Here is a 23,861-nt window from a genome sequence, read left to right on the forward strand (position 1 = left end):
GTGGAGCCGGTCCGCGTCGTCCCGTACGGTCGGACGTGATCATCAAAACGGCCGACCCCCGCACTCTCGGCGTTCCCTCCTCAGACGCACGGTTGCACTTCGACACGGAACTGCAGGAACTCGGCGGCGGGCCGCGACGCCGCTTGCTCTTCGTCGACGACGAGCCGGCCTTCGAGCTCAGCTTCTACTGCGGAACGTGCCCGCTCCTGTTCCGCCGACTGGAAGGCGCGAGAGAGAAGTTGGCCCTGGAGAGCATGCAGGAGCAGCTCACCGTCACACTGGAAGATCCGGACGACGCCGGTGTGATCGACGCGTTCGGTGCGCTGCTGCCGAAGGACGAGTACCTTCCGCTGCTCCTCAGCGTCCAGCCCCGGCTGGTCATCCCGGGGAAGGACGGTGACTACTTCAGCGGCGAACAGGTCGCGACGTGGGGGGTCAACCAGTTCTGGGGCCTCCCCGAGTACCCGCACACCCCGTACTACCGGACCTTCGAGACCGCGGTGGACGCGAACGCCCATCTCTACGAGTTCGTTGTGCCCATGGTCCCGCCGGCGTGGAACGAGAGAGAGCGCGTCGAGGAATACCTCGCGCTCATGGAGCAGGGAACGGCCCCCACGGCAGTGGCGATCTCCACGCTGGACGTGTGCCAGCCGGCCATCGCCTTCGGAGACGACCCCTCCGAGCACTGGGGCCTGACCCACTTCCTCCTCGACGGCCACCACAAACTGGAGGCCGCCGCCGCGGCCGGCCGGACTGTGCGGCTCCTTTCCCTGCTGGCGCTTGGCGAGAGCCTCTCCGGATCAGACCACCAGGCTCGGCTCCGCGCACTGCGCGCCCAACCGCGCTCCACCCGGGCGGCCCGTTCCTGACCCATCGCCGGGGTGGTGTGGCCGGCCCGTCCGGCCTACCGCGTGGCTCGGCTTCCGGCAGGTCCGAGGTTTCCTTCGATGAGTGTCCGGATGGTCCGGCTCCGGTCCCAGAGCGCCAGGATCTCGTCGGCGAGGGCCGCGACGGAGAGGTGGTCCTCGTCCTGGCGGACCTTGATGGCCGCGGCCGAAAGGGTGCGGGGGACGGCTCCGGCGTCCAGGAGGACGCGCCATTCCTGCGCGCCGAGCGCCAGGTACTCCAAGCCGGTAAGCCCGGTGATCTCCAGCGGGTCGGAGAGCGTGCCGGGGAAGGCGGTGAGGGTGCGCAGGCGCGGCAGCCCGGTGAGGGGGGCGAGGCTGAACGGCGCACCGTCGGACCTGCCGACGGACAGGACTTCCAGGTCGGGGTGGGCTGCGGCTTCGATGCTCGGGAGGCTACCGGTGCGGACCCTGGCCACGGCCGGGAACTGGCCCTGGCGGCAGCGTTCTTCCCTGGTCCGGTCCAGGACGAAGTCGGTGAGGGAGTCTGCGATGAGGTCGGCGCCGAGGTTCGCCTCATGGCTGACCAGGATGACCTGCCCGGCATGGCCGCCCGGTCCGGGCGTCAGGTCGACGGCCAGCTCGTCCCCTCCGTTGCTTCCGAAGACGATCCAGCCGGGTGAGCCGGCCAGGCCCTGCACCGCAGCGCCGGGCGGGGTGTGGACAGCGTCGGTCGCCCCGTAGGTCCAGCTGGAGTGACGGGCCGCCGCGTCGACGCTGTACAGCTCCTCCAAGGAGCCGAGCTCGCAGCCGACCGCCGCGTTCACACGGTCCGCTTCCTCGTAATCGTCGTGGAAGTCCTCCCAGTCCCATCGGGCCCGAGTGACCCGGTAGAGCACCTTGAGCTCGTCGGACAGCGTGACGCCCAGGCGTGCCTCGGCGGCGGCGATCTCCTCCTCCGTCGCGCCAACGGCGTCGGGCAACCGCTCGCGAAGGGTCCGCTCCAGCAACTCCAGGTCCGCCGAGGAGGCCGGCACCGACCCGGGCACCGAATCGGGCAGGCGGCGCCACGGCTCGGGAAGGACTCCGTCGACCAGGGTGAGCACCGCCACGTTCGGGTACCCGCGGGGCATGACGAGGCTGGTCCACGCCAGATCCAGCGTGGTAGGGCCGTCGGGACGGACCTCCGCGGAGAACAGCGTCTCCCCGAGTCCGCCACGGTTGAACGCCCTCCACAGGTCCACGATGCCCGGCTCCGACGGCGACAGGCCCTCCGGCAGGGCCGATCTCCACCCATGAGGGCCGACGCGGCCCTCCACCCGGGCGGGACGGCCGGCACGCCTGTCCGTGTCGGCGCCCAGCAGGAGCCGCAGCGCGGGCTCCCAGACCGCGAAGTCGCGCAGCGGCGACAAGGGGGTCTGATCATCCATGAGCAGACCGTAGACGGCGCCAATGACAGCGCCCTCACGGGTGCCTTCTGTCCCGAGAGGGGTGTAGCACTGCCGCTGCGATCTCAGGTCTGTGCTCCCCGGAGCCCGCCGGGTCATGTCAACCACGCACGGGTCGGCTTTGCCCAGGGCTTTGCATAAAAGTGCATAGGTACGTATAGTCATGCCATCGAGGAGGAGGTTCCGATGGTGGTACGTGCAGCAGTGGCCGGGGCGAGCGGGTATGCGGGCGGTGAGCTCCTGCGGCTGCTCCTCGCGCACCCCGCGGTCGAGATCGGCGCCCTCACCGGGAACTCCAACGCCGGCCAGGCCTTCGGCGGCCTCCAGCCGCACCTCGGGCCGCTCGCCGGGCGGACCCTGGAGGCCACCACGGCCGAGGTGCTCGCCGGGCACGACGTCGTCTTCCTCGCGCTGCCCCACGGGCAGTCCGCCGCCGTGGCCGCCGAGCTCGGGCCCGACGTCCTCGTCGTCGACATGGGCGCCGACCACCGGCTGAAGGACTCCGCCGACTGGGACGCCTTCTACGGCGCCCCCCACGCCGGCACCTGGCCCTACGGGCTGCCCGAGCTGCCCGGCGGCCGCGCCGCGCTGGAGGGGTCCAAGCGCGTCGCGGTCCCCGGGTGCTTCCCCACCGCCGTCTCCCTCGCGCTCTTCCCCGCCTACGCCGCCCAGCTCGCCGAGCCCGAGGCCGTCATCGTCGCCGCCACCGGCACCTCCGGCGCCGGCAAGGCCCTCAAGACGCACCTGCTCGGCTCCGAGGTCATGGGCTCCGCCAGCCCCTACGGCGTCGGCGGCGTCCACCGCCACACCCCCGAGATGGTGCAGAACCTCAGCCCCGTCGCCGGGCAGCGCGTCTCCGTCTCGTTCACGCCCGTCCTCGCCCCCATGTCCCGCGGCATCCTCGCCACCTGCTCCGCCAAGGCCCTCCCCGGGACCACCGCCGAGACGCTGCGCGCCGCCTACGAGAAGGCGTACGCCGACGAGCCGTTCGTTCAGCTGCTCCCCGGGGGACAGTGGCCCGCGACCGCCTCCGTCCTCGGCTCGAACACCGTCCAGGTGCAGATCGCCCTCGACTCCGCCGCCGGGCGGATCGTCGCGATCAGCGCCGTCGACAACCTCACCAAGGGCACCGCCGGCGCCGCCGTCCAGAGCATGAACATCGCCCTCGGCCTCCCCGAGACGCTGGGCCTGCCCCTCACCGGGATCGCCCCGTAAGCCACCGGGCCCCTGACCCCGTACGCCCCGAAGACCGCGCCGGCCCGCCGCGCGCGGACGACGAACAGAAGGAGACGACGCAGTGAGCGTCACGGCAGCACAGGGATTCACCGCGGCGGGCATCGCCGCGGGAATCAAGGACAACGGAAACCCGGACCTGGCCCTCGTGGTCAACAACGGGCCCCGACTGGCCGCGGCCGGCGTCTTCACCTCCAACCGCGTCAAGGCAGCCCCCGTGCAGTGGACCGAGCAGGTCCTGCGCGGCGGCGCAGTCAGCGCCGTCGTCCTCAACTCCGGCGGCGCGAACGCCTGCACCGGCCCCAAGGGCTTCCAGGACACCCACGCCACCGCCGAGAAGGCCGCCGAGGCCCTCGGCGGCGAGCACAACGCCGGCGAGGTCGCCGTCGCCTCCACCGGCCTCATCGGCGTCCTCCTCCCCATGGACAAGCTCCTGCCGGGCATCGACACCGCCGTCGCCGCGCTCTCCACCGACGGCGGCGAGGCCGCCGCCGTCGCCATCAAGACCACCGACACCGTCCACAAGACCGCCTCCGTCACCCAGGACGGCTGGACCGTCGGCGGCATGGCCAAGGGCGCCGGCATGCTCGCCCCCGGCCTCGCCACCATGCTCGTCGTCCTCACCACCGACGCCGACCTCGACAGCGCCACCCTCGACCGGGCGCTGCGCGCCGCCACCCGCACCACCTTCGACCGCGTCGACTCCGACGGCTGCATGTCCACCAACGACACCGTGCTGCTGCTCGCCTCCGGCGCCTCCGGCGAGACGCCCGCCTACGAGTCCTTCGCCGAAGCCGTCCGCACCGTCTGCGACGACCTCGCCCGTCAGCTCATCGGCGACGCCGAAGGCGCCTCCAAGGACATCCGCATCGAGGTCGTCGGCGCGGCCGACGAGGACGACGCCGTCGAGGTCGGCCGGTCCATCGCCCGCAACAACCTCCTCAAGTGCGCCATCCACGGCGAGGACCCCAACTGGGGCCGGGTGCTCTCCGCCATCGGCACCACCTCCGCCGCGTTCGACCCGGACCGGCTGAACGTCGCCATCAACGGCGTCTGGGTCTGCAAGAACGGCTCCGTCGGGGAGGACCGCGACCTCGTCTCCATGAAGGACCGCGAAGTCCGCATCACCGCCGACCTCGCCACCGGCAATGCCTCCGCCGTCATCTGGACCAACGACCTCACCGCCGACTACGTCCACGAGAACAGCGCCTACTCGTCATGACCGACAGCGACAAGGCCGGCCGGCCCGGCACCACCGCCCGCAAGCACACCGCCCTGCCCAAGGCGCAGATCCTCATCGAGGCCCTGCCCTGGCTCACCCGCCACAACGGCAAGGTCGTCGTCATCAAGTTCGGCGGCAACGCCATGGTCGACGACGACCTCAAGGCGGCCTTCGCCCAGGACGTCGTCTTCCTGCGCCACGCCGGCCTGAAGCCCGTCGTCGTGCACGGCGGCGGCCCCCAGATCAACGCCCAGCTCGACAAGCAGGGCCTCGTCAGCGAGTTCAAGGCCGGCCTGCGCGTCACCACCCCCGAGGCCATGGACGTCGTCCGCATGGTCCTCGCCGGGCAGGTCCAGCGCGAACTCGTCGGCCTGCTCAACCAGCACGGCCCGCTCGCCGTCGGCCTGACCGGCGAGGACGCCCACACCATCACCGCGACCAAGCACACCCCGCGGATCGACGGCGAAACCGTCGACATCGGGCGCGTCGGCGAGATCACCGCCATCGACACCGGTGCCATCGAGGCCCTCCTCGCCGACGGCCGGATCCCCGTCATCTCCTCCATCGCGCGCAGCGCCGACGACGGACACGTCTACAACGTCAACGCCGACACCGCGGCCGCGGCCCTCGCCGCCGCCCTCGGCGCGGAGACGCTGATGGTCCTCACCGACGTCGAAGGGCTGTACGCCGACTGGCCGAACAGCGACGAGGTCATCAGCCGGCTCACCGTCGGCGAGCTGGAGAAGCTCCTGCCCGAGCTGTCCAGCGGCATGGTCCCCAAGATGGAGGGCTGCCTGCACGCCGTCCGCGGCGGCGTCGGCACCGCACGCGTCATCGACGGACGGGTCCCGCACTCGATCCTGCTGGAGATCTTCACCGACGAGGGCATCGGCACCATGGTCGTGCCCGACGACCGGGCAGCACACGCACAGGGAGGGGAGCAGCAGTGACCGCAAGCAGCAACCAGGAGTACGCGGCCCGCTGGCAGGCCTCGCTCACCGACAACTACGGCACCCCCGCCGTCGCCCTCGTCCGCGGCGCCGGAGCGCAGGTCTGGGACGCCGACGGCAGGCAGTACACCGACTTCGTCGGCGGCATCGCAGTCAACGCCCTCGGCCACGCCCACCCCGCCGTCGTCGGCGCCGTCACCCGCCAGATCTCCACCCTCGGGCACGTCTCCAACCTGTACGCCTCCGAGCCCGTCATCGCCCTCGGCGAACGGCTCCTCCAGCTCTTCGGCCGCCCAGGCCGGATTTTCTTCTGCAACTCCGGCGCCGAAGCCATCGAAGCCGCCTTCAAGATCGGCCGGCTGACCGGGCGGACCCGCATGGTCGCCACCGACGGCGGCTTCCACGGCCGCACCATGGGCGCCCTCGCCCTGACCGGCCAGCCCAAGAAGCAAGACCCCTTCCGGCCCCTGCCCGGCGACGTCACCCACGTCCCGTACGGCGACACCGAGGCCCTGCGCGCGGCCGTCACCGAGGAGACGGCCCTCGTCGTCATCGAACCCATCCAGGGCGAGAACGGCGTCGTCGTCCCGCCCGCCGGCTACCTCAAGGCCGCCCGCGACATCACGCGCGCCACCGGCACCCTCCTCGTCCTCGACGAGGTCCAGACCGGCACCGGCCGCTGCGGCCACTGGTTCGCCCACCAGGCCCACGAAGGCGTCGACCCCGATCTCGTCACACTCGCGAAGGGCCTCGGCGGGGGCCTCCCCATCGGCGCCGTCGCCGCCTTCGGCCCCGCCGCCGACCTCCTGCGACCCGGCCACCACGGCACCACCTTCGGCGGGAACCCCGTCGCCTGCGCCGCCGGACTCGCCGTCCTCGACACCATCGCCGCCGACGGCCTCCTCGACCGGGTCAAGGCCCGCGGCGAACAGCTCCGCTCCGGAATCGAAGCCGCCGGCCACCCGCTGGTCTCCCACGTCCGTGGCGAGGGCCTCCTCCTGGGTATCGTGCTGACCGGGCCGTACGCACCGCAGGTGCAGCAGGCGGCCCAGGACGCCGGCTTCCTGGTCAACGCGCCCGCCCCCGACGTCGTACGGCTCATGCCGCCGTACGTGCTCACCGAGGACGAGGCGGACGCGTTCGTCCGGGCCCTGCCCGGCATCCTCGACGCAGCCAACGGGGACGGACGAACCGGGGAATGAGACGACGATGAGCCAGGCGCAGGACAACGAGCAGTGGGCGTCCCCCCGGCCGGAACCCGCGGGAGGCCCGGCCGTCCCGCAGACCCGCACCGCCCGCCACCGCCGGATCGTGGACATCCTCAACCGGCAGCCGGTCCGGTCGCAGAGCCAACTGGCCAAACTGCTCGCGGACGACGGGCTGAGCGTCACCCAGGCGACGCTCTCCCGCGACCTCGACGAACTCGGCGCCGTGAAGATCCGCAACACCGGCGGCGAGCTGATCTACGCGGTCCCCAGCGAGGGCGGCTTCCGCACCCCTCAGGCCCCGCTCGGCGAGTCCGCCAAGGAGGAGCGCATGCGCCGCCTCTCCGGCGAACTGCTGATCTCCGCGGAGGCCTCCGCGAACCTCGTCGTCCTGCGCACCCCGCCCGGCGCGGCCCAGTTCCTCGCCTCGGCGATCGACCAGGCCGAACTCCACGCCGTCCTCGGCACCATCGCCGGCGACGACACCCTCATGCTCATCAGCCGCGACCCGGCCGGAGGGCAGGCGCTGGCCGACCACATGCTGAGGCTGGCGCAGAAGGAGGGGTGAGGGGCCGCCCGCCCGATACCCGGGCGGGACTCGGCCCGCCTGATTCCCGGGCGGGTCTTCGGGACCGGTGGGGCGGGCCGGTCAGTAGCGGGTGACCGCCAACTCCCCCAATTCCGTACCGATCGCGATGTGGGGGTCGCGCGCCGGGTCCGCCCAGCGCAGGATCGCCCGCATCGCGCCCTCCGGCACGGACACGCAACCGGCCGTCGCACCCTTGCCGTTCACGTGCAGGAAGATGCCCGCGCCGCGCCCGCGCACCGGCTTCTTGTAGTTGAAGCCGATCACCAACGCATGCGCGTACTGCTGCCCGTACGCGACCAGGTGCTCCGCCTCGCCCGGGGCGCAGTCCGCGGGCAGCGGCTCCACCCAGCGGTTGTAACTGCCCGACGCGTTGTCCTGGCACCACCACGACGCATCCGTGACCGGCCGGTACGCGAGCTCCGTGCCCGCCGGGGCCCGGCGGATCCCGAACGCGTACGGCAGTTCGTACAGGCCCGTCGGCGTGGTGTTCGTGCCCTGGGTGCGGGTCGCGCCCTCCGTCAGGCCATTCGCGCCGAACCGCGCCTCGGCACTGCCCCGCTCGTACCAGCGCCCACCCCACCGGTCCCACCACGCCACCCGCCCGGTGGTGGACCCGGGCGCAGGCGCCACCGCGGTGATCAGCTGACTGCCGCCCCCGGTGTCGGCGAGCCGCGCGGGCAGCGGCGGCGGCAGGGGCCACGGATGCGCGGGGGAGCCGTGCGCGAGCAGGCCGGTGACGATCAGCGAGCCGGTGACGAGGGCGATACGCAGCAGCACGGGACAGACGGTACGTGGGGGAGGGGGTGCGGGTGGCGCAGGCGGCGCGGGCGGCGTGGGAGGTCACCCGGATGCGGGGTGGGGCGGGGGTGGGAGGTGCGGGGGGTTGGGGCGTGTGGCGGTGTCAGGCGGTGGCGCGAGGCGGCGGGGGTGGTGGTTGTGGCGGTGGCGCGAGGCGGCGGGGGTGGTGGTTGTGGCGGTGTCGGGGGTTGGTCGGGGTCGGGGTGGTGGCTGGTGGTGGGCCGTCAGTCCAGTGTCAGCGCGGGCCGGGGCGGGCCGTCAAGGGCGCTCCCTTCGGTCGCGTCGCTTCGCGATGGCCCTTCGGGCCACCCTTGACCGCCCACCCCGTCCCGCACCGACAGAAGACTGTCGCCCCACCCCCAGCCGGAACAACGCCCAGGGGGACCCAGTCCCTACGGGCTCCCGCCGCCTAGCGCCGACCCCGGCTCCGCCCCGCCCGTTTCCCTCCCGGCAGCATCAAGCGCTTCACGAGCCCCCCAGGCGCCTCAGATCGCTACACGCCCCCGTGGACTAAGCGGCTGCGGGCCGCTGGTGGTTGCGGAGGCGCGTCCGATCGGTTCACGCTTCCGGCAGGTGGGCGGCTGCGGTCCGCTGGTGGTTGCGGAGGCGCGTGAGATCGCTGCGGGGCTGGGCCGGGTGGGCGGCTGCGACCTGTTCGGGGCTGGGAGGGCGCCTCGGATCGCTACGTGCGTCCGTGCGTCGGCGAGTGCGACACAGCTGGGACGGGTGGGGGTTGGTGGTGTGGATGAAGCGATCTGTTGGGGCGGCGAGGGGACCTGGTGCGGGTAAACGACGTCCTGGACATCGTTTTGGCGCATGAAGTACGCCCCGGGCACGCACCAACCGCTGCCATGCCACGAGGCGAATTGAGGGCTTCTACTCCTCGGGTTCCCAGGCGATCAGCCGCTCGAATACCTGCTGGTCGCCCTCGATCTTCAGGTCTCCCAGCGTGCGGCGGCCCCAGACGAAGAGGAGCAGTTGCTCGGCGGTGCCCGTGGCCGAAGCCGAAGGGGGCGGGGCGTCGTGCGGGAGGGGCGCGGGCCAGGCGCCGGTGCCGTCCAGTGTGAGGAGCCAGGAGCGGCCCTCGGTTGCGTGGTAGTGGATGGTGGCGGCCTCATGGGCCCAGGCCGCCGGGGTGGAGTTGCAGGTGTCGAGGAACTCGGCCACGCCGTCGATCGCGAGGTCCACCGGCATCGGCTTTACGGAGCCGAGCTGCGAGCTGGGCGTCGTAGGTGTGCACCGGCACCTCGTGCACCCTTCGCCGGGCAACGCCCCGGGCATTCGCCGGCGACACGCCGGCGCTCCACCACGTCCAGCACTCGCGGTCCGGGCCGGCCTCGCGCAGCGTACGCAGCAGCAGGTTGTTCGACTCCTCGAACCAGGCCAGCAGCGCCCCCAGCTCGCGCGGCGCTTCCGCGGCATCCTTCGCCGGCGGAGCCCCGGCAGGGCCCGCCCGACCAGATGGCGGCCGACGGCGGCGACTTTCTGTCACATCGCCTCGCTATCACCCCACCTCTGCCGATCGCACCCCGTTTACCGGCCGGTCAAGTCACTTGCCCGGCGCGCTCGCTGACGGGTGCTCGAACGAGCTGGAGCCGCCTACCTGCCGGAACCGTGTAGCGATCTGAGGCGCCTCCGCAAGCAACGGCGGGGCGGCGGCCGCTTGGTCCACGGAGGCGTGTAGCGATCCGCGGCGCCGCGGGGTGGTTGATGAGCTACCTGATGCTGCCGGGACGAAAGGGGCGGGGCGGAGCCTGGGTCGGCGCTGGGCGGCGGGGGCCCTCCCGGTATGGGTTCCCCTGGGCGTTGTTGCTGCTGGGGGTGGGGCGACAGTCTTCTGTCGGTGCGGGACGGGGTGGGCGGTCAAGGGTGGCCCGAAGGGCCATCGCGAAGCGACGCGACCGAAGGGAGCGCCCTTGACGGCCCGCCCCGGCCCGCGCTGACACTGGACTGGCGGCCCACCACCAGCCACGGCCCTGATGCCGGTCAACCCCCGACCCCGACCAACCCCCGACACCGCCGCACCCCCCCCGCATTGCCCACCCCCTACCCCCGCAACCACCCCCGCCGCCCGGTGCGTTCTGCCGACGCGTAGAAGCGGGACGCAGCGAGGGCCGCGCGGCGTAGGGCCGGGTTCCAGTCGGACGACAGGGATTCCGCCGCCTGCCTTGCGGCCGTGCCGCCCTGGACCTGGAGCAGCCGGAATGCCGCGCGGCGGGTGTGGAGCGGCTGTTTCGGCGTGCAGCGGGACAGCAGGTGCCCGGTGTCCAGGTCCTCCGCCACCGTGCGGAGGCTGCGGGTGGCTTCGCGGGCCACGGCGGGCGAGGGGTCGTCCAGGAGGGCGAGCAGCGCGGTGCGGTCGGGGTCGGCGCCCAGGCGGCGGAGACCGGCCACCGCGGCGGCACGCACGGCACCGGAGGGGTGGTCGACGAGGCTCCGCAGGAGCGGGACGTCCTCGGTGCGACCGCCTTCGGCGAGGCCGGCCACTGCGTGCGCGGAGCACCCGGACGGGTCGGCGGCCAGGCGGCGGTAGTGCTCGTGCGGGTCGCCGCCGTCCCGGGCGGTGAGCCAGCGCGCGCAGGCCCGTACGAGCGGGGAGGGGTCGGCCAGGTGGGACACGCCCTCAGCGGTGCGGCCGGCCCGGCGCAGGGCGGTGATGCCGGCGGCCCGGACCGACGGCAGCGGGCTGCCGATGAGAAGGTCCACGGCCTCGTCCCGCGCGGCCGCCCCGTCCCTCTCCGCCGCCCCCTCCGCCGCCCCGTCCCGCCCGCCCGCATCGTCGCCGCTGCTGTCCGGCCGAGCCTCGGCCAGCGCCGCCAGGGTCGCGTCCGTCCACACGGCCGCGTTCGCCGGGTCGCGTTCTGCGGCGGCGAGGCGGGCGAGGTCCCGTACGGTCAGCCGGTCGCGCAGGAGCGGGGTGCCGAGGGTGAGGCGGGTCGCGTAGCGCCGCGTGGGCAGGTCGGCGCTGCCGCTCAGGCGGGCGAGCACCGTGCTCGGGTGGTCGGCGGGCGGAGCGGGCTCGGTGGCAGGGTCCCGCGGGGCCGTGGCGGCAGGCAGCGGGGGGTCGGTGCGGAGGGCGGCTTCGAAGAGGGCGAGTGCCCAGGCGCCCTGCTCGCGTCCGGCGAGACGCAGGACGAGCGGGGTGAGGGCGAGCAGGGTGGCGGCGGGGGCGTCGGCGAGGGTCCCGGCGAGCAGGCGGCGGGCCGGTTCCCGTACGGCGGCGGCCCAGTCGGCGCAGCGGATCACCACCAGCTCCGGCGGGGGCTGCGGCGTGCCGAGGGCGGCTTCGCGGACCCTGCCGTCGGGGTGGCACAGGAGCACCTCGACGGGGGTTTCCGGCCGGAGGAGGCCCAGGCGGGCGGAGAGGCGTGCCCGGAAGGTGGCCGAGGCGGCTTCGGGGAGGGGGCCGTGGCGGCGGATCTCCTCGTCGAAGGCGATCCAGGTGTCGGGCCCGGCCGACTGCAGCAGCCCACCGGTGGAGGGGGGCGTGCCCCGCAGCAGTGCGCGGGCGGCTGCGCGCCCCTTCCCGGCCTCCCGGCTCCGTGCGTCCACGTGTCCGTCCCCTCCGCTGTGTCGACGAGCCCTCCGCAGCCTTCCGCCCCGGCCGCGGAACGCCGACCCTACCCCCGCCCCCGCACGTCCCCCACCCGAATATCCCCACGAAACCCCAGGTCACGGCCCCGACACCCACCCTGATTGACGAAACATACGGAGTAGTGCATAGTTATGCCTGTCGTTGAATGCACCGTAAGGAGAAACCCGTGACCGAGCGCGTCGTACTCGCCTACTCGGGCGGCCTGGACACCTCCGTCGCCATCGGTTGGATCGCCGAGGAGACGGGCGCCGAGGTCATCGCCGTCGCCGTGGACGTCGGCCAGGGCGGCGAGGACCTGGACGTCATCCGCAAGCGCGCGCTCGCCTGCGGTGCCGTCGAGGCCGAGGTCGCGGATGCCAAGGACGAGTTCGCCGACGAGTACTGCCTCCCGGCCATCAAGGCGAACGCCCTCTACATGGACCGCTACCCGCTGGTCTCGGCGCTCTCCCGCCCCACCATCGTCAAGCACCTGGTCGCGGCCGCGAAGAAGCACGGCGCCGGCATCGTCGCCCACGGCTGCACCGGCAAGGGCAACGACCAGGTCCGCTTCGAGGCCGGCATCCAGGCCCTCGGCCCCGACCTCAAGTGCATCGCCCCGGTCCGGGACTACGCGATGACCCGGGACAAGGCCATCGCCTTCTGCGAGGCGAAGAACCTGCCGATCGCCACCACCAAGAAGTCCCCGTACTCCATCGACCAGAACGTCTTCGGGCGGGCCGTCGAGACGGGCTTCCTGGAGGACATCTGGAACGCGCCGATCGAGGACATCTACGAGTACACCTCTAACCCGGCCACCCCGCGGGAGCCCGACGAGGTCGTCATCTCCTTCAAGGAGGGCGTCCCGGTCGCCATCGACGGCAGGCCCGTCACCGTCCTCCAGGCCATCCAGCAGCTCAACGAGCGTGCCGGCGCCCAGGGCATCGGCCGGATCGACATGGTCGAGGACCGCCTCGTGGGCATCAAGTCCCGTGAGGTGTACGAGGCTCCGGGCGCCATCGCGCTGATCACCGCCCACCAGGAGCTGGAGAACGTCACCGTCGAGCGCGAGCTGGCCCGCTACAAGCGGCAGGTCGAGCAGCGCTGGGGCGAGCTCGTCTACGACGGCCTGTGGTTCTCCCCGCTCAAGCGGGCCCTGGACGGCTTCATCAACGAGGCCAACCAGCACGTCACCGGCGACATCCGGATGACCCTGCACGGCGGCCGGGCCGTCGTCACCGGCCGGAAGTCCGAGGAGTCCCTCTACGACTTCAACCTCGCCACCTACGACACCGGCGACACCTTCGACCAGTCCAAGGCGCAGGGCTTCATCGACATCTTCGCCCTCTCCGCGAAGATCGCCGCGAAGCGCGACCTCGCCTGAGGCGAGGCCCGGCGCCAAGCGCGCCACGCAGCACCCGGACGGCCTCCCCGTACTCCGCGGCGGGGAGGCCGTCGCACACCAACACGCAGCAGCCGCAGCAGATGCAGCAGCCGCAGCAATCGCAGCAGTCGCAGCAGCCTTGAGGAGCAGCAGCAGTGAGCAGCAACAACGGTGGCGACGTCCGGCTCTGGGGCGGCCGGTTCGCCGACGGCCCCGCCGAGGCCCTCGCCAAGCTGTCCGCGTCCGTCCACTTCGACTGGCGCCTCGCCCCGTACGACATCGCCGGCTCCCGCGCCCACGCCCGCGTCCTCGCCAAGGCCGGCCTGCTCACCGCGGACGAGCTCGACCGCATGCTGGAGGGCCTGGACCGGCTGGAGGCGGACGTCGCCGACGGCTCCTTCACCGGGACCATCGCCGACGAGGACGTCCACACCGCCCTGGAGCGGGGCCTGCTGGAGCGGCTCGGCCCGGAGCTCGGCGGCAAGCTGCGCGCCGGCCGGTCCCGCAACGACCAGGTGGCCACGCTCTTCCGGATGTACCTGCGCGACCACGCCCGGATCATCGGCGGGCTGATCGCCGACCTCCAGGACGCGCTGATCGGCCTGGCCGAGGCGCACCCGGACGTGGCCATGCCGGGCAGGACCCACCTCCAGCACGCGCAGCCGGTGCTCTTCGCCCACCACGTCCTCGCGCACGTGCAGTCCCTGTCCCGGGACGCCGAGCGGCTGCGCCAGTGGGACACGCGGACCGCGGTCTCCCCGTACGGCTCGGGCGCGCTGGCCGGGTCGTCCCTCGGCCTGGACCCGGAGGCGGTCGCCGCCGACCTCGGATTCGAGCGGGGCTCGGTCGGGAACTCGATCGACGGGACGGCCTCCCGGGACTTCGTCGCCGAGTTCGCGTTCATCACGGCGATGATCGGCGTCAACCTGTCGAGGATCGCGGAGGAGGTCATCATCTGGAACACGAAGGAGTTCTCCTTCGTGACCCTGCACGACGCCTTCTCCACCGGCTCGTCGATCATGCCGCAGAAGAAGAACCCGGACATCGCGGAGCTGGCGCGCGGCAAGTCCGGCCGGCTCATCGGCAACCTGACGGGCCTGCTCGCCACCCTCAAGGCGCTGCCGCTCGCGTACAACCGCGACCTGCAGGAGGACAAGGAGCCCGTCTTCGACTCCTGCGACACGCTGGAGGTGCTGCTGCCCGCCTTCACCGGGATGATGGCCACGCTCACCGTGAACCGGGAGCGCATGGAGGAGCTGGCCCCGGCCGGGTTCTCCCTCGCCACGGACATCGCCGAGTGGCTGGTGAAGCAGGGCGTGCCGTTCCGGGTGGCGCACGAAGTGGCGGGCGAGTGCGTCAAGGAGTGCGAGGCGCTCGGCATCGAGCTCGACGGGCTCACCGACGAGCAGTTCGCGAAGATCTCCGAGCACCTCACCCCGGAGGTGCGGACCGTCCTGAACGTGCCCGGCGCGCTGGCCTCCCGCAACGGCCGCGGCGGCACGGCCCCGTCCGCGGTGGCGCTCCAGCTGACCGAGCTGAAGGCGGACCTGGTCATCCAGCACGCCTGGGCGCAGCACAAGCAGTAGCCGCTCGCGGCGGCTGCCACCGCCGCCGCCCCCGAGACCCCGCGGCCCTGCGGCCCGGCACCCCCGTACGCCCCCGGGCGCGGGGCATGCCGGTCCGCACGCCGCGGCACGCCCGGAGGGGCGGCCGGAGCCCTGTGCCCCGGCCGCCCCTCCGCCGCGTTCGCGTGCGGGTCAGCCGACCGGGTGGTCCGGCTCGTAGTTGGTCAGGACGCAGCCGTCGACCTGGGCCTTCTCCAGCCGGTACCCGGCCGGCGCGGTGAATCCGGGCTTGCAGTTCAGGTAGAGGAACTGCAACTGGTACAGGCCGAACCGGGACGAGGGGCTGTTCGTCTCGACCGCGACGTTCTCGCCGACGAGAAGCAGGCTCGTGGTGGCCTTGAGCCGGCCGTCGTCCTTCAGGTCGGCCTGCTGGGCGGCCTTGGCCTTCGCCTGGAGCTTCTTCATGTCCCCGACGGTGCTCAGCCAGCTCAGGTCGTGGGCGCGGCGCTCGCCGGCCGGCTGCCCGCACAGGGCGCGGCCCGTCACCCCCCAGTCGAGCGCGTTGCCCGTGACCACCGGCGCGTAGTCGATCGAGGAGACGGCCACGGTCTCGGGGTCGGTCGAGTAGTTCTTCTCGCAGGCGAGGCTGTTGCCGACGAGCTTGCGCAGCTCGGCGAGGCTGCCGGCGCGGGGGAGGCCGAGGCTGCCGTTCTTCGGCTGGCCGGGCTTGGCCTCGCCGCCGTTGTCCGGGTTCTGCGGGATCTCGAAGTTCGGGCTGCCCGAGCCGTCCTCGGAGGAGACGAAGTCGGTGAGGGAGCAGCCCTCGACGAGGGGCTTCTCCCGCTTGTACCCCTCGGGCACACGCCCGCCCGGGTTGCAGACGAGGACGCGCAGGTCGGAGCGGACGAGCTTCACGGACGTCGGCGTGCGGGTCGGGAAGGCGACGAAGCCCTTGCCGACCAGGACCTGGTCGAACAGCCCGTACGCGCCGTCGCCTGCGGCCATCCTGTCCAGGACGTACTTCTTGTAGCCCTCCTGGAAGGCCTTCATGTCCTTGGGGACGGCGATCACGATCGCGCCCGTCTCGGAGGTGTCGCTGCAGACGCCGACCTCCTCGACCGACCACTGGCCGGCCTTGGGGAAGTCGCGGGCCGGGAGCCGCGGGTCGTCGGGCTTGGTGGCGAGGTCCTCGCAGGAGGCGAACTTCCGCAGCTGGGCCTGCGCCGCGGCGAGGGTGCCCTCAGCGGCGGCGGTGCCGGCGGGGGAGGCGGCGGAGGCGCCGGCCGGCGGCGAGCTCCGGTCGCCGCCCTCCTTGCACCCGGCGAGGGCGGTCAGGCAGGTGAGGGCGGCGGTCGTGGCGAGGATCCGCTGGATGCGCATGGGTCGCTTTCGTCGGCGTGGCGGGACGTGGAGGGAAGCGGCGGGGGTGGCATGGGCATGCTAGGTGCGCCGCGCACCCGTGATCAAAATCCGGCGCGCCCTCACGCCGCCCACTGCGCCAGCGCGTCGAAGTCCGCCCGGAGCAGCCCGATCCGCTCGTCGATCCGCATCAGCAGCGCCCGCTGCAGGTGGTGGCGGTCGGCGTACTCGCGGTCCGCGTCGGTGATGTCGTCGTCGACCCAGGCGAACTCCCGACCCCGCGCGTACTCCAGGACGTACTGCGTCTTCCAGAACGTCCCGGCCGGCGCCCGCCCGTGCATCTGCGGCCAGTCGACGTACGGCAGCCGCGGCAGCCCGAGGTGCGGGCCTATCCAGTCGTTCGCCTCGTCCTTCCAGGTGGTCGCCCACACCAGCTCGTACGCGTCCGCCAGCGCGAGGAGCTCCGCTCCGTGGGACGGGTTCAGCCACACGCGCAGCGGCTTCCCGCTGTCGGCCCCGGTCCAGCCGCTCGGGCGCATCCGATGGGTGGTGTAGCCCGCGGGGCGGCGCTCGGCCTGGGCGGCGTACGGGTTCAGGGGCCCGTCCACGTCGATCAGGAGCAGTGGTTTCTTCGTCATTTCGGCAGTCTTCCGGTCGGGGTCGGCGAGGGCATCACATTAAAATGAGACATCGACGTCTCATTTGGTGTACCGTTGTCTCATGGCCATGGATCGTGACCAGGTGCTCCGCGCCGCCGCAGCCCTGCTCTCCCGCAAGTCGACCGCCACGATGGACGAGGTCGCCCGCGCCGCAGGCATCGGCCGGGCGACCCTCCACCGGCACTTCGCAGGCCGCGACGCCCTGGTACGGGCGCTGGAGGACCTCGGCATCCGCGAGTTCGAGCAGGCCCTGGACCGGGCCCGGCTCGGCGAGGACACCGCCGTCCAGGCGCTGCGCCGGCTCGTCGCCGAGAGCGAGGCGAACGCGCAGCTGCTGGCCTTCCTCGTCACCGAGAACCAGCTCTTCGAGGGCGACCAGGTCAACGAGGGCTGGGCCCGGCTCGACGCCCGCGTCAGCGCCCTCTTCCGGCGCGGCCAGGCCGAGGGCGACATCCGCATCGACCTCAGCCCCGCCTGGCTCACCGAGGCGCTCTACGGCCTCATCGGCACCTGCGCCTGGGCCGTCATGGACGGCAGGGTCGCCGCCAAGGACTTCCACCACATGATCACCGAGCTGTTGCTCGGCGGAGCACAACGAAAGCGATAGGACATGACCCGCACCGAGCAGCTGAAGCCCCTGGGCGGGGCGGAGGGCACCAGTGGCGGCGGCAGCCGCGGGCGCTGGCTCGCGCTCGCCGTCCTGGTCCTCGCCGTCCTCCTCGTCGCCGTCGACGCCACCGTCCTCGGCCTCGCCACCCCGTCCCTCTCGGAAGACCTGAAGCCGTCCGGCACGCAGCTGCTGTGGATCGGCGACATCTACTCCTTCGTCATCGCCGGCCTGCTCGTCTCCATGGGCTCCCTCGGCGACCGGATCGGGCGCAAGAAGCTGCTCCTGACCGGCGCCACCGCGTTCGGCGCCGTCTCCGTGCTCACCGCCTGCGCCACCAGCCCCGAGATGATGATCGTCGCCCGGGCCCTCCTCGGTGTCGCCGGCGCGACCCTCATGCCGTCCACACTGGCACTGATCCGCAACATCTTCACCGACCCGCGCGAGCGCAGCCTCGCCATCGGCATCTGGGGCGCCACCGCCTCCGCGGGAGCGGCCGTCGGGCCCGTCGTCGGCGGGGCGCTGCTCCAACACTTCTACTGGGGCTCGGTCTTCCTCATCAACCTGCCCGTCATGGCCGTCCTGGTCGTCGTCGGCGTGAAGCTGCTGCCCGAGTCGAAGAACCCGGTCGCCGGCCCCTGGGACCTCCTCAGCGTCGCCCTGTCCCTCGTCGGCGTCATCGGCGTCGTCTACGCCGTCAAGGAAGCCGCCACGCACGGCCCGACCCCCGAGGTCGCCGCGGCCGCGCTCGGCGGTGCGGCCGCCCTGTACGCCTTCGTCCGGCGCCAGTTCACCCTCGACGCGCCGCTCCTCGACGTGCGGCTCTTCAAGGACCGCGGCTTCTCCGGCGCCGTCGTCGCCGACCTGCTGACCGTGTTCGGCCTCTCCGGGCTGCTGTTCTTCCTCTCCCAGTTCCTCCAGCTGGTCCAGGGCCGCGAGCCCCTGGAGGCCGGCCTGGCCGAACTGCCCGCCGCCATCGGCGCCGTCGCCACCGGCCTCCTGGCCGGCGCCTGGGCCCGCCGCTTCTCGGTCCGGGCCGTCGTCGCGGGCGGACTCGGCGCCATCGGCCTGGCACTCGCCGCGCTCACCATGGTCGAGCGGACCAGCGGCTACCCGCTGCTCGGCGCGTCCCTGCTCGTCGTCGGCATCGGTGCGGGCTTCTCCTTCACCGTCACCGCCGACGTGATCCTCTCCAGCGTCCCCAAGGAGCAGGCCGGCGCCGCCTCGGCCGTCTCCGAGACCGCGTACGAGCTGGGCGCGGCCCTCGGCATCGCCCTCCTCGGCTCCATCGTCACCGGCGTCTACCAGGGCTTCACCGCCCCGGCGCAGGTCCCACCGGCCGTCGCGGAGGCGGCGCACGACTCGCTCGGCGGCGCCGTCGAAGCCGCGTCCTCGCTGGACCCGCAGACCGCGCACACCCTGGTCACCGCCGCCCAGGACACCTTCGTGGAGGGCCTGCGGCTCGCCTCCGGGGTCAGCGCGCTCGTCCTGCTGGCCACCGCGGTCGCCGCGTGGTTCCTGCTCAAGGGGCAGAAGCTCCAGGACGGCGCCCCGGCGCACCCCTGACCGCCTTCAAGGCGCCTCCCCCGGCAGGCGGTTGACAGTCCGTCGGCCGTCGGGACACCATCCCGCCGGTGGAGATCATCGAGCTGACCCCCGCGGAGCGCCGCGTCTGGGACGCCTTCCCCCGCGGCGAAGGCGTCGACTTCCGGGAGGACCCCGGCGAGGACCCGGCCGACGGGTCGTCCTGGGGGCCCGAGCGCACCCTGCGCGCCGAGGCGCTGGCCGCGCTCCTCCTCACCGGGCCCACCGCGGACGGGCAGGTCGCCGGCCTGAACGTCCGCGGAGCCCGCATCACCGGCAAGCTCGTCCTCAAGTACGCGGACATCGACCACGCGATCCGGCTGCGCGCCTGCCTCTTCGAGCGCAAGCCGGTCCTGTACGGGGCCCGGCTGCGGGCGCTGTCGCTCACCGACTCGGTGCTGCCGGGCCTGACCGCCTCGACCCTCACCGTCGACCTCGCCCTCCGCCTCGCCTGCTGCCGGATCACCGGCCCCGTCCGGCTCGCCGGGGCCCGGATAGGCGGCGGCTTCTTCCTCCAGAAGGCGGTCATCGGCGACCCGGACACCGCAGGCCGGGAGGGGGAGGAGCCGCCGCTGCAGTTCAACCACGCCCACATCGGCACCGACGTGATCGCGGCGGGTCTGACCGTCCACGGCCAGACGCGGATCAACGGCGCCACCGTCGGCGGCCAGGTCAACCTCGACGGCGCCCGCCTCCTCGCCCCCGGCGGCACCGCCCTGCACGCCGAGACCCTGACCGTCGGCACCGACCTGCGGGCCATGCGCATGCAGGCGCGCGGCCGCGTCAACCTCACCGGCTCCCGCATACCGGGCCAGCTGAACCTCGCCTACGCCGCCTTCGCCAACCCGGGCGGGGTCGCCCTGCGCGCCTCCAGCTGCACGGCCGGGGAGCTGTGGCTGCGGGAGTGCCCCACCCTCCAGGGGTCGGTCAACCTGCGGCGCTCCAGCTTCGACCTGTTACACGTCCCGCCGAACGCCTGGCCCGACCGCATCCGCATCGACGGCCTGACCTACCGGACCCTCGCCCCGCACCTGCCCGCCGAGGAGCGGCTGCCCGCACTGGAACGCGAGGAGTCCGGCTACCTCCCGTACGCGTACGAGCAGCTCGCCGCCGCCTACCTCACCACCGGCGACGAGGCCGCCGCGCGGACCGTGCAGCTCGCCAAGCTCCGCCGCCACCGCCGCACCCTGCCCCGGCACGCCCGGCTGTGGGGGCTCCTCCAGGACACCACCGTCGGCTACGGGTTCCGGCCGCTGCGCGCGGCGCTCTGGCTGCTGGCACTGCTGCTGACCGGCTCGGTCGCGTACGGGATGCGGCCCCCGCCGCCGCTCAAGCCGGACGAGGCACCCGAGTTCAACCCCGTCTTCTACACCCTCGACCTGATGCTGCCGATCATCGGTTTCGGGCAGGAGCAGGCCTTCGCACCGCGCGGCTGGGCGCAGTGGCTGTCGTACCTGCTGATCGTGACCGGCTGGGTCCTCGCCACGACGACCGCGGCGGGCATCAGCCGGTCGCTGCGCCGGCAGTAGGCGTGCGGCGCGGGCCCGGGTCAGGCGGCCTTCGCCTTGGTGGCGTACATGTCCACGTATTCCTGGCCCGACAGCCGCATGACCTCGGCCATCACGGAGTCGGTGACGGCGCGCAGCACGTAGCGGTCGCGGTCCATGCCGTCGTAGCGGGAGAACTCCATCGGCTCGCCGAAGCGGACGGTGACGCGGCCGGGGCGGGGCATGCCCTTGCCGCCGGGCTGGAGCTTGTCCGTGCCGATCACCGCGAACGGGACGACGGGGGCACCGGTCATCAGGGTGAGCCGGGCGATGCCGGTGCGGCCGCGGTAGAGGCGGCCGTCGGGGGAGCGGGTGCCCTCGGGGTAGATCCCGAAGATCTTGCCCTCCTCCAGGATGCGGCGGCCCGTCATCAGCGCGGCGACGCCGCCGTTGGCGCCGTCCCGGTCGACGGGGATCATGCCGGAGCCGGTGAAGAACCAGGCCATGGCGCGGCCCTTGAGGCCCTTGCCCGTCACGTACTCGTCCTTGCCGATGAAGTGGACGGTCCGGTCGCAGACCAGCGGCAGGATCATCGAGTCGATGAACGTGAGGTGGTTGCCCGCCAGGATCACCGGCCCGGATCCGGGGATGTTCTCGATGCCCTCCACGCGGGTGCGGAACATCATGCGCATGACCGGTCCGACGGTGGCCTTGATGAGCGCGGTACGGAACAACGTGAGCCCTCCGGCATCCAAAAGCGGCTGTGCACGGCGCGGAGGCCGTGCAGGTGAGGACGATACTCGCGGGTCAGGTCTGATCGCACATCGGGTTCACCGGTTCGAAACGCATTGTTGACGCGCGTTTGCGCCAAGTTCGGCCGGCGACCCCCTCCGGGCCACCCGCCGGTGCCTACCATCGGCTCGCCGATCCGGGCCGCCGCGGGCGCCGGCGCACCGGTCCCGCCGCGGCCCCCGACCAGCAGGGAGTGCCATTCATGACGCAGGGTGGGGCAGCACGGCGCACGGTCCTCGGGGCGGCCGTCCTCGCGGCGGGCGCCGCCGGCACGGCCGGACTCGGCGCGGGCTCCGCGGCCGCCGCGGAGCCCGGGCAGGAGCGGCGGGCCGGCGGGGACCGGCGCGGCGGGTACCGCGGGCTGCCCGTGCCGCTGGTCATCGGCCACCGGGGCGCCTCCGGACACCGGCCCGAGCACACCCTCGGCTCGTACGCGCTCGCCCTCGACCTCGGCGCCGACGTCGTCGAGCAGGACCTCGTGCCGACCCGCGACGGGCACCTGGTGTGCCGGCACGAGAACGAGATCGGCGGCACCACCGACGTCGCCGACCACCCGGAGTTCGCCTCCCGCCGCACCACCAAGACCATCGACGGGACCGCCGTGACCGGCTGGTTCACCGAGGACTTCACCCTCGCCGAACTGAAGACCCTGCGCGCCAAGGAGCGCATCCCCGCCGTGCGCCAGCGCAACACCCTCTACGACGGGCGCTGGGACGTCCCCACCTTCGAAGAGGTGCTGAGCTGGGCCGACCGCGAGGGCAGGCGGCGCGGGCGCCCGGTCTGGCTGCACGTCGAGACCAAGCACCCCAGCCACTTCCGCTCCCTGGGCCTCGGACTGGAGGAGCCCCTCGCCCGGCTGCTGCGCCGCCACGGCCGCGACGGGCGCGACGCCCCCGTCTTCCTCCAGTCCTTCGAGCCGTCCAGCATCCAGCGGCTCGCCCGGCTGGTCGACGCGCCGCGGGTCGTGCTGCTCTCCGACGCCCGCAGCCGCCCCTGGGACTTCGTCCTGGCCGGCGACCGGCGCACCGTCGCGGACCTCGTCACGCCCGAGGGCCTGAAGTGGATCGCCTCGTTCGCCCAGGGAATCGGCCCCACCCTCGACCTCGTCATCCCCCGCACCGCGGACGGCCGGCTGGGCACCCCCACCAGCCTCGTCCGCGACGCCCACGCCCGGCGGCTGGTCCTGCACCCCTACACCGCACGCAACGAGAACGCCTTCCTGCCGGCCGAGTTCCGCAGGGGCACCGACCCGGCCGCCTACGGGGACGCCTTCGGCGCGCTCCGGGCCTACTTCGCACAGGGCATCGACGGCATCTTCACCGACCAGCCGGACACGGGGCTCCTCGCCGCCGAGGACTTCCGGCCCGGCCGCGGCCGCCCCTGAGGGCCCCGGCCGCCGCCCGACGCACGTCAACCAGGAAGCGGAGCACCGCCTTCGGGTGGGTCGTGCCGGGACGGGAAACCGCGGGGCCCCGCCCGCGCGTCCCGCCCGGCATGGACCTGCTGAAGGACCCCGGGGTACTCGACCGACTCGGCCCGCTGCTCTCCGCCGAGGCGGCCGCGGAGGCCGCCGGTGCCGGTATGGAGGCCGCCGACCTGGAACAGGCCGTCTGGGTCAGGCTGCTGGAGGCCGGCCCCGCCCCCGCCGAGCCCGCCCGCTGGCTGCGCCGGGCCGTACGGGCCGAGGCCCGCCGCGCCCGGCGCCGCGCCCGCCGGGAGGTCCCGTACGGGAGCCGCCCCGGGAACGCGGGCGCCGCGCCCGAGGAAGCCGCCCTGCACGGGGAGGAGCACCGGGCCCTCCGTTCGGCGGTCGCCCGACTGCCCGGGCGCTGCCCCGAGCTGATGCGGGCACTTCTGTCGCCCAGAGACCTGACTTACCGTGAAATCGCAGGAGAGTTGGGTATCTCACAAGGAAGTTTGGGGCCCGTCCGTTCCCGTTGCCTGGGATGTCTGCGCAGAATGCTCGCGTCAGAGGTTGGGGCTCCTGGCCTTCGGGGAAGGGAGCGGTAGAACCAACGGGCCACCAGGTGAGCAGGAGGCGTGCGCACATGGGCATGAGCGTGACCATTTCGGCGGCGGTTGCCGAGGACACCGAGCAGATCCTCAAACTCCAGTACCTGGCGTTCCAGCGCGAGGCCGAGCTGTACGGCAACTACCGCATCCAGCCGCTCACCCAGACGCTGGACTCCCTGAAGGCGGAGCTCGCCTCCGACACGGTGCTCGTCGCGCGGCTCGGCGAGGAAGTGGTGGGCACCGTGCGCGGCCGCATCGACGAGGACGGCGCCGGCAGCATCGCCAAGCTGTGCGTACACCCCCGCCTCCAGGGCCACGGCCTCGGCGCCCGCCTGCTGCGCGCCGTCGAGGAGGCGCTCGGCGGCCGCGAGTCCGCCCCCACCCGCTTCCGCCTGCACACCGGCCACAAGAGCGAGTCGAACCTGCGGCTGTACCGCAAGGCGGGCTACGTGCAGGTCGGCGGGCGCACCGCCTCCGACGGCGTGCGCCTGGTGGTCCTGGAGAAGGAGCGGGCGGCGGGCGCCGCCGACTTCGCGGTCAGCGCCTGAAG

The 23,861-nt window shown here is 73.0% G+C and carries 22 protein-coding genes; 14 read left to right on the top strand and 8 right to left on the bottom strand.

All coding sequences use genetic code 11. The annotated features are described in order from the left end of the window. The first annotated feature begins 92 nt into the window (after positions 1–92). A complete protein-coding gene (locus IE170_RS23895; RefSeq protein WP_229885117.1) occupies positions 93–869 on the top strand; it encodes a hypothetical protein in 777 nt (258 codons plus the stop codon). 35 nt (positions 870–904) lie between these two features. Here IE170_RS23895 and IE170_RS23900 read toward each other — a convergent pair whose 3' ends face one another. After that, positions 905–2,275, bottom strand: coding sequence for an SMI1/KNR4 family protein (locus tag IE170_RS23900; protein WP_189811512.1), 1,371 nt, complete (start codon positions 2,273–2,275; stop codon positions 905–907). A 204-nt stretch (positions 2,276–2,479) separates the two neighbouring features. Here IE170_RS23900 and argC point away from each other — a divergent pair, with 204 nt between their 5' ends. The 5 genes from argC (at position 2,480) to IE170_RS23925 (ending at position 7,471) form a co-directional block, all read left to right on the top strand. Continuing rightward, positions 2,480–3,508, top strand: a complete 1,029-nt coding sequence (gene argC / locus IE170_RS23905; RefSeq protein ID WP_189811513.1) for an N-acetyl-gamma-glutamyl-phosphate reductase — start codon at positions 2,480–2,482, stop codon at positions 3,506–3,508. Positions 3,509–3,590: 82 nt separating this feature from the next. Further along, positions 3,591–4,748, top strand: coding sequence for a bifunctional glutamate N-acetyltransferase/amino-acid acetyltransferase ArgJ (gene argJ / locus IE170_RS23910; protein WP_189811514.1), 1,158 nt, complete (start codon positions 3,591–3,593; stop codon positions 4,746–4,748). Further along, the gene (gene argB, locus IE170_RS23915; RefSeq protein ID WP_189811515.1) at positions 4,745–5,698 is read left to right on the top strand and encodes an acetylglutamate kinase; all 954 of its coding nucleotides are present in this window, start codon (positions 4,745–4,747) and stop codon (positions 5,696–5,698) included. Before argJ ends, argB begins: the two co-directional genes overlap by 4 nt. Beyond that, a complete protein-coding gene (locus IE170_RS23920; RefSeq protein ID WP_189811516.1) occupies positions 5,695–6,900 on the top strand; it encodes an acetylornithine transaminase in 1,206 nt (401 codons plus the stop codon). The genes argB and IE170_RS23920 overlap by 4 nt, the downstream gene beginning before the upstream one ends. Positions 6,901–6,907: 7 nt before the next feature. Continuing rightward, on the top strand, positions 6,908–7,471 hold the full coding sequence (locus tag IE170_RS23925; protein WP_189811517.1) for an arginine repressor: 564 nt from the start codon (positions 6,908–6,910) through the stop codon (positions 7,469–7,471). A gap of 81 nt (positions 7,472–7,552) precedes the next feature. Here the strand turns inward: IE170_RS23925 and IE170_RS23930 are convergent, their stop codons facing one another. From IE170_RS23930 to IE170_RS23940, 4 genes are all read right to left on the bottom strand, one after another. Further along, a complete protein-coding gene (locus IE170_RS23930) occupies positions 7,553–8,263 on the bottom strand; it encodes a L,D-transpeptidase family protein (RefSeq protein ID WP_189811606.1) in 711 nt (236 codons plus the stop codon). A 903-nt stretch (positions 8,264–9,166) separates the two neighbouring features. Further along, positions 9,167–9,484 (bottom strand): hypothetical protein, encoded by a 318-nt coding sequence (locus tag IE170_RS32845; RefSeq protein WP_223857218.1) that lies wholly within the window; start codon positions 9,482–9,484, stop codon positions 9,167–9,169. Further along, positions 9,405–9,782 (bottom strand): maleylpyruvate isomerase N-terminal domain-containing protein, encoded by a 378-nt coding sequence (locus IE170_RS32850; RefSeq protein WP_229885119.1) that lies wholly within the window; start codon positions 9,780–9,782, stop codon positions 9,405–9,407. The genes IE170_RS32845 and IE170_RS32850 overlap by 80 nt, the downstream gene beginning before the upstream one ends. Positions 9,783–10,336: 554 nt before the next feature. Next, positions 10,337–11,842: a HEAT repeat domain-containing protein gene (locus IE170_RS23940; RefSeq protein ID WP_189811518.1), complete on the bottom strand. Its 1,506-nt coding sequence runs from the start codon at positions 11,840–11,842 to the stop codon at positions 10,337–10,339. Between the two features lie 209 nt (positions 11,843–12,051). Between IE170_RS23940 and IE170_RS23945 the strand changes: the two genes are divergently transcribed. Both IE170_RS23945 and argH read left to right on the top strand, forming a co-directional pair. Next, positions 12,052–13,245: an argininosuccinate synthase gene (locus tag IE170_RS23945; RefSeq protein ID WP_114056822.1), complete on the top strand. Its 1,194-nt coding sequence runs from the start codon at positions 12,052–12,054 to the stop codon at positions 13,243–13,245. Positions 13,246–13,400: 155 nt separating this feature from the next. Continuing rightward, complete coding sequence (gene argH, locus IE170_RS23950; RefSeq protein ID WP_125543851.1) at positions 13,401–14,831, top strand: argininosuccinate lyase; 1,431 nt, start codon at positions 13,401–13,403, stop codon at positions 14,829–14,831. 171 nt (positions 14,832–15,002) lie between these two features. On the opposite strand, the gene IE170_RS23955 is transcribed toward argH, so the two are convergent. Together IE170_RS23955 and IE170_RS23960 are read right to left on the bottom strand one after the other, a co-directional pair. After that, positions 15,003–16,190 (bottom strand): hypothetical protein, encoded by a 1,188-nt coding sequence (locus tag IE170_RS23955; RefSeq protein ID WP_189811519.1) that lies wholly within the window; start codon positions 16,188–16,190, stop codon positions 15,003–15,005. Between the two features lie 101 nt (positions 16,191–16,291). Further along, positions 16,292–16,807: an HAD domain-containing protein gene (locus IE170_RS23960; RefSeq protein WP_189811520.1), complete on the bottom strand. Its 516-nt coding sequence runs from the start codon at positions 16,805–16,807 to the stop codon at positions 16,292–16,294. Positions 16,808–16,889: 82 nt separating this feature from the next. Here IE170_RS23960 and IE170_RS23965 point away from each other — a divergent pair, with 82 nt between their 5' ends. From IE170_RS23965 to IE170_RS23975, 3 genes are all read left to right on the top strand, one after another. Then, positions 16,890–17,435, top strand: a complete 546-nt coding sequence (locus IE170_RS23965) for a TetR/AcrR family transcriptional regulator (protein WP_189811521.1) — start codon at positions 16,890–16,892, stop codon at positions 17,433–17,435. 3 nt (positions 17,436–17,438) lie between these two features. Beyond that, positions 17,439–19,001, top strand: coding sequence for an MFS transporter (locus IE170_RS23970; protein ID WP_189811522.1), 1,563 nt, complete (start codon positions 17,439–17,441; stop codon positions 18,999–19,001). Between the two features lie 68 nt (positions 19,002–19,069). Then, positions 19,070–20,548, top strand: coding sequence for a membrane-associated oxidoreductase (locus IE170_RS23975; RefSeq protein WP_189811523.1), 1,479 nt, complete (start codon positions 19,070–19,072; stop codon positions 20,546–20,548). 20 nt (positions 20,549–20,568) lie between these two features. Here IE170_RS23975 and IE170_RS23980 read toward each other — a convergent pair whose 3' ends face one another. Next, the gene (locus tag IE170_RS23980; protein WP_223856904.1) at positions 20,569–21,198 is read right to left on the bottom strand and encodes a lysophospholipid acyltransferase family protein; all 630 of its coding nucleotides are present in this window, start codon (positions 21,196–21,198) and stop codon (positions 20,569–20,571) included. A gap of 302 nt (positions 21,199–21,500) precedes the next feature. On the opposite strand from IE170_RS23980, the gene IE170_RS23985 reads away from it, so the two are divergent. The 3 genes from IE170_RS23985 to IE170_RS23990 all read left to right on the top strand — a co-directional run bounded on the left by IE170_RS23985 (position 21,501) and on the right by IE170_RS23990 (position 23,859). After that, the gene (locus IE170_RS23985; protein ID WP_189811525.1) at positions 21,501–22,682 is read left to right on the top strand and encodes a glycerophosphodiester phosphodiesterase; all 1,182 of its coding nucleotides are present in this window, start codon (positions 21,501–21,503) and stop codon (positions 22,680–22,682) included. Between the two features lie 110 nt (positions 22,683–22,792). After that, positions 22,793–23,308 (top strand): RNA polymerase sigma factor, encoded by a 516-nt coding sequence (locus tag IE170_RS32855; protein ID WP_223856896.1) that lies wholly within the window; start codon positions 22,793–22,795, stop codon positions 23,306–23,308. Positions 23,309–23,346: 38 nt separating this feature from the next. Beyond that, a complete protein-coding gene (locus IE170_RS23990; protein ID WP_125543844.1) occupies positions 23,347–23,859 on the top strand; it encodes a GNAT family N-acetyltransferase in 513 nt (170 codons plus the stop codon). Positions 23,860–23,861 lie beyond the last annotated feature (2 nt).

It is taken from the genome of Streptomyces toxytricini, assembly GCF_014649915.1.
GTDB lineage: Bacteria > Actinomycetota > Actinomycetes > Streptomycetales > Streptomycetaceae > Streptomyces > Streptomyces toxytricini.